This is a genomic window from Burkholderia sp. SIMBA_062 (assembly GCF_046534765.1).
Classification (GTDB): domain Bacteria; phylum Pseudomonadota; class Gammaproteobacteria; order Burkholderiales; family Burkholderiaceae; genus Burkholderia; species Burkholderia ambifaria.
In genome coordinates, this window is record NZ_JAWRYD010000001.1 from 315,193 (window position 1) to 329,288 (window position 14,096).

At 69.6% G+C, this 14,096-nt stretch carries 14 protein-coding genes; 7 read left to right on the forward strand and 7 right to left on the reverse strand.

From position 1 onward, the window contains the following. Positions 1–163 precede the first annotated feature (163 nt). The 3 genes from SB786_RS01455 to SB786_RS01465 all read right to left on the reverse strand — a co-directional run bounded on the left by SB786_RS01455 (position 164) and on the right by SB786_RS01465 (position 3,009). A complete protein-coding gene (locus SB786_RS01455) occupies positions 164–421 on the reverse strand; it encodes a DUF3567 domain-containing protein (RefSeq protein WP_006477667.1) in 258 nt (85 codons plus the stop codon). 244 nt (positions 422–665) lie between these two features. After that, the gene (locus SB786_RS01460) at positions 666–1,985 is read right to left on the reverse strand and encodes a DUF3108 domain-containing protein (RefSeq protein WP_410725859.1); all 1,320 of its coding nucleotides are present in this window, start codon (positions 1,983–1,985) and stop codon (positions 666–668) included. Positions 1,986–2,133: 148 nt separating this feature from the next. Then, complete coding sequence (locus SB786_RS01465) at positions 2,134–3,009, reverse strand: IclR family transcriptional regulator (protein WP_410725860.1); 876 nt, start codon at positions 3,007–3,009, stop codon at positions 2,134–2,136. A gap of 127 nt (positions 3,010–3,136) precedes the next feature. On the opposite strand from SB786_RS01465, the gene SB786_RS01470 reads away from it, so the two are divergent. The 6 genes from SB786_RS01470 to rfaE2 all read left to right on the forward strand — a co-directional run bounded on the left by SB786_RS01470 (position 3,137) and on the right by rfaE2 (position 9,192). Then, positions 3,137–4,129: a fumarylacetoacetate hydrolase family protein gene (locus SB786_RS01470; protein ID WP_410725861.1), complete on the forward strand. Its 993-nt coding sequence runs from the start codon at positions 3,137–3,139 to the stop codon at positions 4,127–4,129. 118 nt (positions 4,130–4,247) lie between these two features. Then, positions 4,248–5,075, forward strand: a complete 828-nt coding sequence (locus SB786_RS01475; protein WP_410725862.1) for an enoyl-CoA hydratase/isomerase family protein — start codon at positions 4,248–4,250, stop codon at positions 5,073–5,075. Between the two features lie 79 nt (positions 5,076–5,154). Then, complete coding sequence (locus tag SB786_RS01480) at positions 5,155–5,916, forward strand: PhaM family polyhydroxyalkanoate granule multifunctional regulatory protein (RefSeq protein WP_410725863.1); 762 nt, start codon at positions 5,155–5,157, stop codon at positions 5,914–5,916. A 24-nt stretch (positions 5,917–5,940) separates the two neighbouring features. Next, a complete protein-coding gene (locus SB786_RS01485; protein ID WP_410725864.1) occupies positions 5,941–7,167 on the forward strand; it encodes a patatin-like phospholipase family protein in 1,227 nt (408 codons plus the stop codon). A gap of 495 nt (positions 7,168–7,662) precedes the next feature. Next, on the forward strand, positions 7,663–8,541 hold the full coding sequence (locus tag SB786_RS01490; RefSeq protein ID WP_410725865.1) for a ferritin-like domain-containing protein: 879 nt from the start codon (positions 7,663–7,665) through the stop codon (positions 8,539–8,541). Positions 8,542–8,706: 165 nt separating this feature from the next. Beyond that, on the forward strand, positions 8,707–9,192 hold the full coding sequence (rfaE2, locus tag SB786_RS01495; protein WP_410725866.1) for a D-glycero-beta-D-manno-heptose 1-phosphate adenylyltransferase: 486 nt from the start codon (positions 8,707–8,709) through the stop codon (positions 9,190–9,192). Between the two features lie 16 nt (positions 9,193–9,208). Here rfaE2 and SB786_RS01500 read toward each other — a convergent pair whose 3' ends face one another. From SB786_RS01500 to SB786_RS01510, 3 genes are all read right to left on the reverse strand, one after another. Then, positions 9,209–9,451 carry a hypothetical protein gene (locus SB786_RS01500; RefSeq protein ID WP_410725867.1) on the reverse strand — a complete coding sequence of 81 codons (243 nt, stop codon included), beginning with the start codon at positions 9,449–9,451 and terminating at the stop codon, positions 9,209–9,211. A gap of 226 nt (positions 9,452–9,677) precedes the next feature. After that, positions 9,678–10,466 carry a type III pantothenate kinase gene (locus SB786_RS01505; protein WP_410725868.1) on the reverse strand — a complete coding sequence of 263 codons (789 nt, stop codon included), beginning with the start codon at positions 10,464–10,466 and terminating at the stop codon, positions 9,678–9,680. Continuing rightward, positions 10,463–11,383 (reverse strand): biotin--[acetyl-CoA-carboxylase] ligase, encoded by a 921-nt coding sequence (locus tag SB786_RS01510; protein ID WP_410725869.1) that lies wholly within the window; start codon positions 11,381–11,383, stop codon positions 10,463–10,465. Before SB786_RS01510 ends, SB786_RS01505 begins: the two co-directional genes overlap by 4 nt. 357 nt (positions 11,384–11,740) lie before the next feature. Between SB786_RS01510 and SB786_RS01515 the strand changes: the two genes are divergently transcribed. Further along, complete coding sequence (locus tag SB786_RS01515; protein ID WP_410725870.1) at positions 11,741–13,213, forward strand: PhoPQ-activated pathogenicity-related family protein; 1,473 nt, start codon at positions 11,741–11,743, stop codon at positions 13,211–13,213. Positions 13,214–13,253: 40 nt separating this feature from the next. Here SB786_RS01515 and SB786_RS01520 read toward each other — a convergent pair whose 3' ends face one another. Beyond that, positions 13,254–14,093 carry a tetratricopeptide repeat protein gene (locus SB786_RS01520; protein WP_410725871.1) on the reverse strand — a complete coding sequence of 280 codons (840 nt, stop codon included), beginning with the start codon at positions 14,091–14,093 and terminating at the stop codon, positions 13,254–13,256. Positions 14,094–14,096: the final 3 nt, after the last annotated feature.

Sequence of the window (14,096 nt, forward strand, 5' to 3'; positions counted from 1 at the left end):
GTGCGGGCGAGCGTTGTCGGTGCAGCGAAGGCGCGCCCGGCCGCGCGGGCCCCATCAAACGAAAACCCCCGCCGGCGAACCGGACGGGGGCTTGGATCAGAGTGCTCGCGGCGCCGCGCCAGCGCGCGGCGATGGGCCCGGCGATGCGCCGGACCGGGTGTCGTCAGTGCAGGACGACGGGCATCATCATCAGGCTGTCGAACTGTCCGAGGAATTCGTCCACTTCGTCGAGCGACGGCTCGTCCTCGATCAGCTGTTTCACGTGTGCGCGAAAACGTTCGGCAAGTTCACCGTCGATGAAGATCTCGCGCTGGGCGTTCTTGTCGACGATTTCGTATCCGCCGGCATTCATCAGATGGTGACCGGCCTGCGGCGCAAATTCGACGACGCAGTAGTTGGGGCTGTTGTAGATCATTTGCATGGCGGCACTCCTCTTCGCAGTGGCATCTGGCCTTGTTGTCCCGTAGGTGGGGCAGGCTGTGCCGGTTTCAAGGGGCTTGCGCTGCACACCCCGTTCTCCCGTTTGCGTGGGGTGTATGGGTTAGAAGCCTATGTCTATCAAACGTTTCTTATTGTGATCCGGTGCACTGAAATAGTTGTTAAAGAGTGTCATCGGCCATTTCGGCCATCACTTTAATCGGTCGAAATTGCCGATCTGTCGGTCGTCATGGCGCGGGCGGCGTCGACGCGGGCGGTGAACCCGTGGGCGCGGACGGTTGCACGTCCGCCGGCGGCGCGGGTTGTGCCGGTTGTGCCGGCTCCGCGGCGGGTGCCACGGCGGCCGGGGTGCTGGCGGGCGCGCTGTCGGGCGCGTTTGTTGCGCTCGTTGCGCGTGGCGTCGCGCCGTCGGCCGGTGCGTCCGGCGGCGCGAGCCGGCCATGCCAAAGCAATTCGATTTGCGCGCCGTTCGGTTCCGATTGTACGAGCCTCGCGGGCAGCCAGTCGAGCGACGGCGCGAGCCACATGTCGATGCGCCGCGTGTCGCCGGCGCGGCGCGGCAGCCGGATGAAGTGGCGCGCGCGAACGATGCCGGTTTGCGTCTGCACGTCCTCGTCGCCGATCACCGTGATCGGCCAGGTCTCGCCGCTGTTGTTGTCGATCACGAAGAACTGCTGCGTGACGCCCGGCTGATATGCGGACGGATTGCCGCGCACGAGCCCCGACAGCTGCATCAGCATGCTGAAGCGATCCTGCACGCCGTCGGGCAGCGGCGCGTTGTTCGGCGTGCGCGTGAAGACGACCTGACGGATCTCGCGGTTGAAGATCGCGATGTCCTCGGGCCGCCTGCCGCGTTTCTCGACATATCGGTCGGGGGCGACGCCGAACGCGTCGACGCGGCCTTCGCTGCGGTACGTGAACGGACCGACGAACGGCACGGGCATCGACACCGACAGGTCGTAGGTGCGTCCGTCGGTGCGCCAGTGGATCGTGCCGATCATGTTCTGCATCCCGTTGTAGAACGTATCGTATTGCAGATCGCCGGACGGCGGCGCCACGAACTTCACGCCGCTCGTCGCGGGGCCTGGCGTCGCGGCACTGCTGGCGCCGCCGGCCGATGCCGCGAGTGCGTCCGATGCGCCCGATGCGTCCGATGCGTCCGATGCGTCCGTCGTGCCGCTCGCGGCGGAGGCGGCGGCCGGCGGCGGCTCGCCGTGCTCGGCCGTCTGCGTCGACGTCAGGACGGGCTCGGGCGATGGCACAGGTTTCGATGCGGCGGGAGCCGGCTTCGCCGGCGCAGGCTCGGTATGATGTTCGGCTGGAGGTTCGACCGGCTTCGGCGCGGGCTGGCGCTCGATCGGCCGCGGCTTCAGCAATTCGATCTGCACCGGGATCTCGGCGGGCGCGGGCGGCGTGAACGATTCGCGGTTGCGCGTCAGCCACAACGCGGCGAGTGCGTGCAGCACCAGCACGACGACGATCGCGATGCCCGCGCGCAGCCAGTGGCGGGGCAGGACGTGACGAGGACGGGTGTCGGCAGGCGGCATCGGCGAAAACGGAGCAAGGTTGGGGCAGTCGTGGCGGATCGTGCATGACGTACATCGCAACGGCACGTCACACCCATCGGACCACCGGCTGCGCCGCGCGTTCGCGCTGCATCGCGCGGATTCGCCCGGGTGTCGCGCGCCTCGCGTGTCAGGCGTCGCGCGCGTCCGGACTATAGCCGAGTTCGTAAGACAGTTTCTGCGCGCACGCGCGCAGCGCAGTGTCCATCTCGCCGCCCCACGCGATGTCGAACGTGCCTTCCTGACCCAGCGCGACGATCGCGAGCGCCAGTTCGCCGACCGCGTCGAACACCGGCATGCAGAACGCGTGGACCGTCGGCAGCAGCATCCCTTCGACGCGCGCGGCCTGATGCGCGCGCACGTCGGCGAGCACCGCATCGACCTCGTCGAGCGTGCGCGGGCCGCCGTGATGCGGCGAGCGGCGCGTGTCGGCGAGCTCGCGTTCGAGCATCGCCGCGGTCTTGCTGCGCGGCAGATACGCGGCGAACAGCAGGCCCGTCGCGGAGCCGAGCAGCGGCATCACGTCACCGAGCTTCAGCGACGCCTTCGCGGGGTGGCTCGACTCCATCCAGTGCACGATCGTCGGGCCCTGGTTGCCCCACACCGCGATGCCGACCGTCTGGTCGACGCGGTCGCGCAACTCGGTCAGCGCGATCCGCGCGAGCTTCACGCCGTCCACGCGCGCGAGCCGCGCGAGGCCCATCTGCAGCGCGAAGCCGCCGAGTTCGTAGCGGCCCGACACGGGATCCTGCGACACGACGCCGAGTCGCGAGAAGCTGACCAGGTAGCGGTGCGCCTTCGCAGGACTCATGCCCGCGCGCTGCGCGAGGTCGCGCAGCATCATCGCGCGCGGCTCGCTCGTCAGCACCTCGAGCAGGCGGAAGCCGACCTCGATCGACTGGATGCCGGAGCGCACCTTCTCGCCGCCTTCGCCATGCTCGCCGGAGCCGGTGTCGTCGGTGTCGGAATCAGCGAGATCGTCGTCGGGAAGCGGGTTGGCGGGCATGGGCAGCGGGAGCGCGACAAGGCGGCAAGGGTCGGGACGAAAGCGGCACGCACGATCGTGGCGCGCCGCACGGATTCACCATCGTAAAATAGATTCCCTCCATCGTCACTACAACGGCAGACACCCCATGAAACTTGCATCGCTGAAGGACGGCACGCGCGACGGCCAGCTGATCGTCGTGTCGCGCGACCTGCACACCGCGGCGATCGCCGATGCGATCGCACCGACGCTGCAGCGCGTCCTCGACGACTGGGCGTTCTACGCGCCGCAACTGCGCGACCTGTACGACGCGCTGAGCCACGGCCGCGCACGCAACACGTTCGCGTTCGACCCGGCGAACTGCATGGCGCCGCTGCCGCGCGCATTCCAGTGGGCCGACGGCTCCGCGTACGTGAATCACGTCGAGCTCGTGCGCCGCGCGCGCGGCGCCGAGATGCCGCCGGAGTTCTGGACCGATCCGCTGATGTACCAGGGCGGCAGCGACGACTTCCTCGGCGCGCGCGACGACATCGTGTGCGCGTCCGAGGAGTGGGGCATCGACTTCGAGGCCGAGGTCGCGGTGATCACCGGCGATGTGCCGATGAGCGCATCGCCCGACGACGCGCTGAAGGCCGTGCGGCTCGTCACGCTCGTGAACGACGTGTCGTTGCGCAACCTGATTCCGGCCGAGCTCGCGAAGGGCTTCGGCTTCTTCCAGAGCAAGCCGGCCACCGCGTTCGCACCGGTCGCGGTGACGCTCGACGAGCTCGGCGACGAATGGCGCGAAGGCCGCGTGCACCGGCCGATGATCGTCCACTGGAACGGCAAGAAAGTTGGCCAGCCCGACGCGGGCACCGACATGGTGTTCCACTTCGGCCAGCTGGTCGCGCATGCGGCGAAGACGCGCAACCTGCGTGCCGGCTCGATCGTCGGCTCGGGCACCGTGTCGAACAAGGACGCGAAGCGCGGCTACTGCTGCATCGCCGAGAAGCGCTGCCTCGAGACGATCGAGCACGGCGCGCCGCAGACCGAATTCATGCGCTATGGCGACACCGTGCGCATCGAGATGTTCGACGCGGCCGGCAAGTCGATCTTCGGCGCGATCGAGCAGGCCGTCGCACCGCCCGACGGCGCGGCCTGACGCACGCGCGAAGCCCGGCTCCCGGCCCGCGCGCCGGGTTTCGCCCGATGTTTGCCCGCGCGGGCTTGGCTACACTCGATTCAGGCGTTTCAAACGCCTCAAGCACCGGGAGCTGCGCATGGCCGATCTTGCCGCATACGGCGGTTACGAAGCATTGAAGGTGACGCGCCGCGATCATGGCGTGCTCGACATCGTGATGAGCGGGGAGGGCGCGAACCGCAGCGGCCTCGCGACCGCGAACGAGCGCATGCACCGCGAACTCGCCGACATCTGGCGCGACGTCGACCGCGATCCCGACACGCGCGTCGCGGTGATCCGCGGCGAGGGCAAGGGTTTTTCGGCGGGCGGCGATCTCGCGCTCGTCGAGGCGATGGCGAACGACTTCGACGTGCGCGCCCGCGTGTGGCGCGAAGCGCGCGACCTCGTCTACAACGTGATCAACTGCAGCAAGCCGATCGTATCCGCGATGCACGGCCCGGCCGTCGGCGCGGGGCTCGTCGCCGGGCTGCTCGCGGACATCTCGATCGCCGCGAAGGATGCGCGCATCATCGACGGTCATACGCGGCTCGGCGTGGCGGCCGGCGATCATGCGGCGATCGTATGGCCGCTGTTGTGCGGGATGGCGAAGGCGAAGTACTACCTGCTGCTGTGCGAGCCGGTGAGCGGCGAGGAGGCCGAGCGGATCGGCCTCGTGTCGCTCGCGGTCGAGCCGGCCGACCTGCTGCCGAAGGCGTACGAAGTCGCGGAGCGGCTCGCGCACGGGTCGCAGTCGGCGATCCGCTGGACCAAGTACGCGCTGAACAACTGGCTGCGCAGCGCCGGGCCGACGTTCGATACGTCGCTCGCGCTCGAATTCATGGGCTTCTCGGGGCCGGACGTGCAGGAAGGCATCCGCTCGCTGCGCGAGCGGCGCCCGCCCGGTTTCCCCGGCGACGCACCGTTCTGACGCGCGCTATCATCGAACCAGGGCGGCCGCGCGACCCGTGCCGGCCGCTTCGCCCACCCAGTCAACCAGGATGCCCGTAATGACGAACGAAGCCTCCGGCTCCAATCCTTTCGCCGGCTTTGCCGGTTTCAAGCCTGCCGACATGCTCGACCGGATGTGGGACATGATGCGGATGTCGCCGTTCGGCGGGATGGCGTCGTTTCCCGGCGCCGCCTCGGGGTTGCCGCCGTCGCTGTCGAGCATGTCCGACATGATGGCGCCGCTCACGAGCGTCGAGGAGCTCGACAAGCGGATCACCGATCTGCGTGCGGTCGAGCAATGGCTCAAGCTCAATCTCGGGATGCTGCAGTCCGCGATCCAGGCGCTCGAGGTCCAGCGCGCGACGCTCGCGACGCTGCGCGCGTTCGGCGCATTCGCGCAGAGCTCGATGTCGGCGGCCGAGGAAGCCGCGCTCGCGGCCGCGCAAGCGGCGTCCGCGCCGCGCGCCGATGCGCAGCAAGCGCCGGGTGCGGGCGCTGCCGAGGCGCCGCCCGCAGGCGACGCCGCGCAGCAGGCGTTCGACCCGACCGGCTGGTGGAACCTGCTGCAGGCGCAGTTCAACCAGCTCGCGAGCCTTGCGATGACGCAACCGGGCGTGCAGGCCGATCAGCCGGACGATGCGCCGCCCGGGCAGGCCGCGCCGGCGGCGCGGGCGGAGCCGCCCGCACCGGCCGCGGCCGCTGCCGCTGCCGCCGCGCCGCGCAAGCCGGCCGCGAAGCGCGCGAGGCCGTCCGGTTCGGCCGCGGCGCGCGCGGCGGCCGCTTCGTCGCCCGAAACGCGTCCGCCGAAGCGCTCGACCTGACGCGAACCGGATGGCAGGTCGATCATGCGGCTCGCGCTCGTTCTGATGGGGGGCGGCGCCCGCGCCGCCTACCAGGTCGGCGTGCTGAAGGCGCTGGCCGAGATCGCGCGCGAGGCCGATCCGCAGCGGCATACGGTGCCGTTTTCGGTCGTATGCGGCTCGTCGGCCGGCGCGATCAATGCAACGTCGATCGCGAGCCACGCAGACGATTTTTCGCACGGCGTGCGGCGGCTGCTCGAATTCTGGGAGCCGCTGCGCGCGGACTACGTGTATCGCACCGACTGGCTCGGCATCGCGGCGGCGGGCGCACGCTGGCTCGCGACGATGACCTTCGGCTGGGCGGCACGCCGTTCGCCGCGCGGGCTGCTCGACAACGCGCCGCTCGCGCACCTGCTGCAGCGCGAGCTGAGTTTCCACCGGATCGAGCAGATGCTCGAGAGCCGGCTGCTGCATGCGCTCTCGATCACGGCGCTCAGCTATTCGAGCGGGCGGCACCTGACGTTCTACCAGGCCGCCGAGCCGATCCAGGCATGGCGGCGCGCGCAGCGCACCGCGCGGCTCGTCGATCTGTCGGCGTCGCACCTGCTCGCGTCGTCGGCCATTCCGTTCGTGTTCCCGGCCGTGCCGCTCGTGCTCGACGGACAGGTCGAGTACTTCGGCGACGGGTCGATCCGGCAGGTCGCGCCGCTGTCGCCGGCGATCCACTTCGGCGCGAACCGGATCGTCGTGATCGGCGCGGCCGATCCGCGGCCCGAGATTCCCGCCGCGAACGGTTCGGGGCGGGTGCGCGGCTATCCGACGCTCGCGCAGATCGGCCAGCAAGTGCTTGCGAGCGTGTTTCTCGACTCGATCGGCGCGGACATCGAGCGCATCGAGCACATCAACCGGATGATCGAGCACCTGCCGCAACAGGTCGAAGTGGACAGCGGCTGGCGGCACGTGGACGTGCTCGCGATCGCGCCGTCCGAGCGCATCGAGCTGATCGCCGCGAAACACCTGAAGCAGATGCCGGCGACGATGCGCGGGCTGCTCGGCGCGATCGGCGGCAGCCAGCCGGCCGGCGCGTCGTTCGCGAGCTATCTGCTGTTCGAGGAGGCGTTCACGCGGGAACTGATCGAGCTCGGCTATCGCGACGGGCGCGCGCAGCGCGACACGCTGGCGCACTGGATCGCGGGGGCCGATGGCTGCAGCGCGCCGCCCACCGGCACGCCACCGGAAGGCGGCATCGCGACGGGCGAAATACGGGTCTGATGGGAGTCCGGCTACCGGGAAACGGTGCTGAAGCAGATCCGCCTTACAGACCGGTTGCGTTTTCGCGACGCCCACCCGCGACCGATCGCCGCACCGCCGTGGGCCGCGCGCGAGCGGGCGGGCGTCTCGGAACCGTCATGGCTGCGTGCTATCATGGCCGCCGCCGTATACACCATATCGAGCAGCCTGCCGTCCGGCAGCCGTACGGGTAACCCGTCCGGCAGCCGCGTGACGCTGGGGCCGGCTCGTCAACGAGCCGGCCTGCGCCGGCCCCACATGAGGCACGCGCGGCCGGTTCCGTTCGAGCGGAGCGGGGCGGCGGCGTGCGTCGAGGCGGCGGCGCGGCCGCCCGGCAGCCGGATGCGGAATCTGCGTCCGGCGGCTGGATTCCCGCGTAAAATTAGAGTCTTGGCTGCAAAAAGCGCGTTCGCGCGCGTACGCGGCAACAGTCACGTTTAGAGAAGTCGCATTGCGCAGAACAGGGGTGGGACCATCATGAACACCATGCTTTATCCGGAACTTTACAGGTCGCTCGAAGCTGTCCGTTGGGACATGGAGAAGGACATTCCGTGGGACAAGTTCGACGCTTCGCTGCTCACCGACGAGCAGGCGAAGACGATCAAGATGAACGCGATCACCGAATGGTCGGCGTTGCCCGCGACGGAAATGTTCCTGCGCGACAACCAGCACGACAGCGACTTTTCCGCGTTCATGAGCGTGTGGTTCTTCGAGGAGCAGAAGCATTCGCTCGTGCTGATGGAATACCTGCGCCGGTTCCGGCCGGAAATGGTGCCGACCGAGGAAGAGCTGCACGCGGTGCGCTTCCAGTTCGATCCGGCGCCGCCGCTCGAGACGCTGATGCTGCACTTCTGCGGCGAGATCCGCCTGAACCACTGGTATCGCTGCGCGGCCGACTGGCACACCGAGCCGGTCATCAAGCACATCTACGAAACGATCTCGCGCGATGAAGCGCGCCATGGCGGCGCTTACCTGCGCTACATGAAGAAGGCGCTGAACAACTGCGGCGACGTCGCGCGTGCGGCGTTCGCGAAGATCGGCGTGCTGATGGCGTCGGCGCGCCGCACCGAGAAGCCGCTGCATCCGACCAACCTGCACGTGAACCAGGCGCTGTTCCCGCGCGACACCGTGCAGTCGCGCCTGCCCGATCCGGAATGGCTCGAGCGCTGGCTCGACGAGCAGATCCGCTTCGACGGCGAGTGGGAAAAGAAGGTCGTCGACCGGATCCTGCACAACCTGTCGATCCTGTTCGAGCGCACGTTCGCGACCGCGCAGGAGCTGAACCGCTATCGCAAGGAAGTCACCGGCCGCCTGCAGTCCGAAAGCGGCCCGTCGTCGGCCGCGCAACTGGCCTGAGGCCGCGCGGCGGCGCAGCCGCCGTGACGCTCCGCCGGTTGCGATCGTCGCAGTGATTCTCTGCATGAAGCCCGCCCGGCCCGCCGGCGGGCTTTTTATTATCCGGCGCCGCCGCGTCCTGTCGCGATGCGCACTGCGCGCCGCTCACGCCATTCGAACTCCATCATGTCCGCTACCTTCGAACGCAAGCTGATCACCCGCGACACGCTGGTTGCCCTGCGCGCTTCGCTGCCTTCGCCCGTCGTGTTCACGAACGGCGTGTTCGACATCCTGCACCGTGGCCACGTCACGTATCTCGCCGATGCCAAGGCGCTCGGCGCCTGCCTGATCGTCGGCGTGAACAGCGATGCGTCCGTGCGTATGCTCGGCAAGGGCGACGACCGTCCGATCAACCGCGAGGACGACCGGATGGCGCTGCTCGCGGCGCTGGAGAGCGTCGACTGGGTCGTGAAGTTCGAGGAACAGACGCCGGTTTCGTTGATCGAGGCCGTCCGTCCGGACATTCTCGTGAAGGGTGGCGACTACGACATGGACGCGCTGCCGGAGTCCGCCATCGTGCGCGGCTGGGGCGGTCGTGCGCTCGCGATTCCGTTCGAGCATGACCGCTCGACCACCGCGCTGCTGAAGAAGGTGCGCGCGCAGCAGCCCTGATACGCGCGCCGCGCCGTCACGGCGCGGATGCCGCGAGCGGCTCCGCCGTGATGGCCGGCGCGGCGATCGCACCGCCGATCACGGCCTGATCGGTCGCCTGCGCGAGCGGCATCGCGTGCACTGCATCGGGCCGCACCTGCCGGGACAGCACGCCCGGTTCGCGTGCGCCGGCCGCCGGCGGCGGCCCGAACACGCCGCGCACCGCCACGAACGCGAGCAGGTTCGCGAGAAAGAGAACAGCGATCAGCCAGCGCAGCATCGTCGACACTCCTCGTCGTGGTTCAGTCGTTCAACCGTTCAGTCGGGCCGGCCGCATGGCAAAGGTTGCCGTTGCAGCCGGCGATCGTTCGCGACGGCCGAGCCGCGCGGGCGGCCGGCTGTCTGCATGGGCGCATACACCGGCGCCCATTGTTCCATCCTTCCCGTGACGAAGCACGCAGCCGGGCATCCGTCGACGCGGTCGGCGCGATGCCGGTCGGTTTTCGTCAATCCTGTGCCGCCGCTTCCGCGGCGATCAACGCAAGCCCCGACAGAATCAGCGCGTCGTGCCGCGTATGCGGCAGCGTCAGCGCGCGCGCGACCTCGTCCGCCGCCCCGCCTGCCAGCACCAGCCGCACGGGCGCCTGCCACGCATCGGCGAGATCGCGCCATGCGCGTTCGATCAGCCCGGCCTGTGCGTACAGGCAACCCGCCGACAGCGAGCGCGGTGTATCGACCTGGAACGGCTCGGCCTGCGCGCCGGCGAGCAGCCCGCTCGCGATGTCGGTGGTCAGCGTCGGCAACTGCGCGGTGTGCGTGCCGAGCGCGCGCATCATCAGCGCCCAGCCCGGCGCGATCAGCCCGCCGGTGAAGCGACCGTCCGCGCGCAGCGCTTCGAGCGTCGTCGCCGTGCCGAATGTCGCAATCAGCAGATGCTCGTCCGGAAACGCCGCACGTGCGCCGATCAAGCCGGCCCAGCGGTCGCTGCCGAGCTGGTCGGGCGTCGTGTAGCCGTTCGTCACGCCGCATTGCGCGGGTCGCGAGCGGATCGTCGTGCGCGGCAGGCCCGGCCAGCGGGCATCGAGCAGCGCGTCGAGCCGTGCGGCCACGTCGGCGCCCGCGACGTTCGAGATCCATGCGCCGTGTGGACGCGGCAGGGCCGACCAGTCGGGATCGGCGCCGCCGTCGCGCGTATGGCCGAACGCGCCCGTGTCCACGAGCGTGCGCCGCGCGTCGGCGAGCGCCCACTTGATCCGGCTGTTGCCGGCGTCGATCAGCAGATGCGGTTCGTTCATTGCGCTTCGCGCAGCGATACGTCGCCGGCCGCGATTGCCTGCACGCCGTCGGGCGTGTCGAGCAGCAGCTGGCCGGTCGCGTCGATGCCCGTCGCGATGCCGCGCGCGCGTTCGACGCCCTGTTCGAGCAGCACGACTTCGCGCCCGGCGTACGCATGCAGCGCGTGCCAGCGCGGCAGGAACGGCGCGAGGCCGTCGGTGCCGAACTGCGCGAGGGCGGGCGTGAGCGCGTTCAATGCGGCGGCGAGCGTATCGGTGAGGTTGGCCGATGCGCACGCGGCCGACAGCGCGGCCGGCGGCAGCCCGCTCGCGAGCGCCGCTTCGCGCGCGCGCAGCGCTTCGACCTGCGCGGCGACGGCTTCCGCGCCGCGCACGTTGATGCCGAAGCCGATCACGACGGCGGTCGCGTCGGCGGTGCTCCACACGGTTTCGATCAGGATCCCGGCGAGCTTCCCGACGATGTGCGACGTACCGTCGTCGGTGGCCGTCAGCAGCACGTCGTTCGGCCATTTGAGGGCGATACGCGAGCGGGCGTCGAGCGGCAGCGCGGCGAGCCCTTCCGCGAGCGCGACGCCGATCGCGATGCTGAGGCCGGCGAGCGCGTCGACGGGGCGCGGCACGATGCAGCCGACCGAGCACAGCAGCGCGTTGCCGGGTTGCGCGAACCAGGGGCGGCCTTGGCGGCCGCGGCCGGCCGTCTGCTCGAACGCGACGCGCACGAGCGGCGCGGGCAGCGCGCTCGCGGTGCGCGGCAGCGCCTTCAGGCGCGTCGCGACGTCGGCGTTGGTCGAGCCGGTGGCGGCGACGATGTCGAGCGGCCATGCGCGCGGCGCGGCATCCAGGTGCGCCTCGAGCCGGTTGCGCGCGATGCGCGCGTCACCGGTATCGGGCGTGTCGGAGGAGGTGGGGGCGTTCATGGCGCCTATTGTAGCGACAGGGCGGCGGTGGCGCGCTTGATCCACGAACTTGAGAAATCGTTGAGAAACGTTGTGCGGGATGACGCGCATTTCTAGGATGCGAGGGCCGGATCGTTCTGCGGTCCGGAGGGGCGGCCGGCTCGTGACTGCGTGCCGCCGGTACGGGTTTCTGCCGTTCGTCCGATGCGGGCGACGGCTCGGCGAGCGTGTCGCCGCCCGTTCGAGCAGCGTTCGCATCACGGTTTGCCCGCTACCTGTTTTCCCAGCGGCCGGCGTGCACGATTCGTCGTCGGCGGCGGCGTCGACAGCGCGTCGCGATTGACGCGGCCGCTTCATTCAAAGAAACACAAGGTTGAAATGCCAAGAAAAAAAATGGTGGTTGCGCTCGTGTGCTCAACGCTGTTCGCCAGCGCTTACGCAAAATTGCCATGCGACGGCGACCGAAAAGCCGGTCTCGAGGATACGGTTGCGTGCTACCGACAGATGGTCGAGAGCCAGCCACTGCACTACACGCTGACGCGCGTCGAGAACCTGCCGGGCATCGAGCGGCGCACTTACCGGTTCACGTCGCAGTCGTGGTCGCCGGAGCAACTGGTGCAGCCGAGCACGTGGGAGCACGAGGCGACGCTGTACATCCCGGAACGCGCGTTGACGCGCCGTGCGCTCGTGATCGCCAACAACGGCACGCGCTATCCGCAGGGCGGGGGCGACCCGATCGCCCCGAACGACTTCACGCCCGAAACGCTCGCGTCGCTCGCGAAGAACACCCGCACGGTGATCGTGTCCGTCAGCGACATACCGAGCCAGTTCCTGACGTATATGGACGACGGCCGGCCGCGTGCCGAAGACGACAGCGTCGCACACAGCTGGTCGCTGTTCATGCAGGCGCCGCAGCAGCGGGCGACCATGCCGCTGCACGTGCCGATGGCGGCCGCGGTGTGGCGCGGGATGACATTGGCCGAACGCGAACTTGGCGCGCTGCAGATCGACCGGTTCATCGTGTCGGGTATTTCGAAGCGGGCCTGGATCAGTTGGCTGGCCGTGATCGGCGATTCGCGCATCGATGCCGTCGCACCGTTCGCGATCGACCTGCTGTCGACGCGCGACGCGCTGAAGAACATGTATCGCAGCTATGGCGGCAACTGGCCGCTCGCGTTCTATCCATACTATGCGGAGGGCATCGACAAGGCGATCGACACGGAGGCGTTCGGTGCGCTGATGCAGATCGAAGACCCGCTCGCGTATCGCGGCACCCGCCACGGCAAGCGGCTGAAGATTCCGAAATACGTCGTCAATGCGAGCGGCGACGATTTCTTCGTGCCTGACAATGCGAGCCTGTATTTCGACCGGCTGCCGGGCGACAAGGCGCTGCGGATGGTGCCCAATTCGTCGCACGTCGACATCCGGCGCGCGACGCTCGATTCGCTGACCGCGTTCGTCAATCGCATCCAGCGCGGCGCGGCGTTGCCGGAAGTCGACGCGAAGCTGCAGCAGACCGGGCATGGCGCCGCGATCAAGCTGAAGCTGCGTGAGCAGCCGAAGCGTCTGCTGCTGTGGCAGGCGGAGAACCCGAACGCGCGGGATTTTCGCTACGCGTGCGGGATTCGCTACACGTCGACGCCGGTCGGTTCAGCCGATGCGCCGCCGCTGCGCATTCCGGTCGAGAAGCCCGCGTCGGGCTGGCGTGCGTATTTCGTGGAAGCGACGTTCGATGACGGGTTCGTCGCGACGAGTCCGACCTACATCCTCGGCGACGGCTACCCGACGGTCGCGCCGCCGGCCGGCGGCAGCGCGTGCAAGACCTTGCCGGGGCGCGGCTTCACGCCGTGATGCGTGGCTTCCGGTCCGACGCGGTGGTCGCGCCGTGCCGTCACGGCGCGACCACCGGATGCTTCAACGCATGCGCGGTCTCGATCCACTGCGCGTGGAATTCGTCCGCGTCGGGCTTGAGCCCCAGTTCGCCGTTGCGATAGGCCATCGCGAGCGTCTGCACGGCTTCCGGCAACTCGTGCTCGGCGGCCCGGCGATACAGCGCAAGCGCCCGCGCTTCGTCGCGCGGCACGCCGCTGCCGTCGCGGTATGCGTTCGCGAGCATGAAGTCCGCGGCCGGGATGTCCGCGCGCGACGCGAGCTCGAACCAGTGCGCGGCCTGCACCGGGTCGGCCGCGATGCCGTAGCCGCTGCGGTAGATCAGCCCGAGGTAGTACGCGGCGGCCGGATCGCCCTGGCCGGCCGCTTCGCCGAGCAGCGCGCGGGCGCGGACGTAGTCCTTCGGGAGGTCGCCGCTGCCGAGCAGCAGGGCCTTGCCGAGTGCGAGCTGCGCGCGTCGCGCGGCGGGCGAGTCGGTCTTGCCGTCCGCGGCGGTTTCCAGCCAGCCGCGCCCCTCGTCGCGCAGCCCCGGCTCGCGCGCATCGACGAGCGCGATGCCGAGCGCCGCCTGCGCGTCGCCCGAACCGCGCCGTGCGAGGGTGCGCAACTGCGCGAGCGCGTGCGGCTCGACGGCCTGCGCGACCATCGCCTGCCATTCGTCGAGCTGCGCGGCGCTCGGCGCGGGGCCGGCGGCCCGCCAGCCGGTCGTCGCGACGACGGCCGCGACGGTCACGGCCGCCGCCGCGAGCAACGCGGCCGGCGGGAGTTTCGCGCGCAGCAGGCGCCGCGCGGCGGCGGTGACGCCGGCCTCGGCCGGCCGCATCGTCCGGATCGGTTGCATCGC

What these genes read in the sequence shown, in the direction of transcription:
- SB786_RS01455 (WP_006477667.1), bottom strand. Translation starts at nt 421, where the DNA reads ATGCAAATGATCTACAACAGCCCCAACTACTGCGTCGTCGAATTTGCG.
- rfaE2 (WP_410725866.1), top strand. Translation starts at nt 8,707, where the DNA reads ATGTCCGCTACCTTCGAACGCAAGCTGATCACCCGCGACACGCTGGTT.
- SB786_RS01520 (WP_410725871.1), bottom strand. Translation starts at nt 14,093, where the DNA reads ATGCAACCGATCCGGACGATGCGGCCGGCCGAGGCCGGCGTCACCGCC.
- SB786_RS01505 (WP_410725868.1), bottom strand. Translation starts at nt 10,466, where the DNA reads ATGAACGAACCGCATCTGCTGATCGACGCCGGCAACAGCCGGATCAAG.
- SB786_RS01475 (WP_410725862.1), top strand. Translation starts at nt 4,248, where the DNA reads ATGGCCGATCTTGCCGCATACGGCGGTTACGAAGCATTGAAGGTGACG.
- SB786_RS01490 (WP_410725865.1), top strand. Translation starts at nt 7,663, where the DNA reads ATGAACACCATGCTTTATCCGGAACTTTACAGGTCGCTCGAAGCTGTC.
- SB786_RS01500 (WP_410725867.1), bottom strand. Translation starts at nt 9,451, where the DNA reads ATGCTGCGCTGGCTGATCGCTGTTCTCTTTCTCGCGAACCTGCTCGCG.
- SB786_RS01510 (WP_410725869.1), bottom strand. Translation starts at nt 11,383, where the DNA reads ATGAACGCCCCCACCTCCTCCGACACGCCCGATACCGGTGACGCGCGC.
- SB786_RS01470 (WP_410725861.1), top strand. Translation starts at nt 3,137, where the DNA reads ATGAAACTTGCATCGCTGAAGGACGGCACGCGCGACGGCCAGCTGATC.
- SB786_RS01515 (WP_410725870.1), top strand. Translation starts at nt 11,741, where the DNA reads ATGCCAAGAAAAAAAATGGTGGTTGCGCTCGTGTGCTCAACGCTGTTC.
- SB786_RS01465 (WP_410725860.1), bottom strand. Translation starts at nt 3,009, where the DNA reads ATGCCCGCCAACCCGCTTCCCGACGACGATCTCGCTGATTCCGACACC.
- SB786_RS01460 (WP_410725859.1), bottom strand. Translation starts at nt 1,985, where the DNA reads ATGCCGCCTGCCGACACCCGTCCTCGTCACGTCCTGCCCCGCCACTGG.
- SB786_RS01485 (WP_410725864.1), top strand. Translation starts at nt 5,941, where the DNA reads ATGCGGCTCGCGCTCGTTCTGATGGGGGGCGGCGCCCGCGCCGCCTAC.
- SB786_RS01480 (WP_410725863.1), top strand. Translation starts at nt 5,155, where the DNA reads ATGACGAACGAAGCCTCCGGCTCCAATCCTTTCGCCGGCTTTGCCGGT.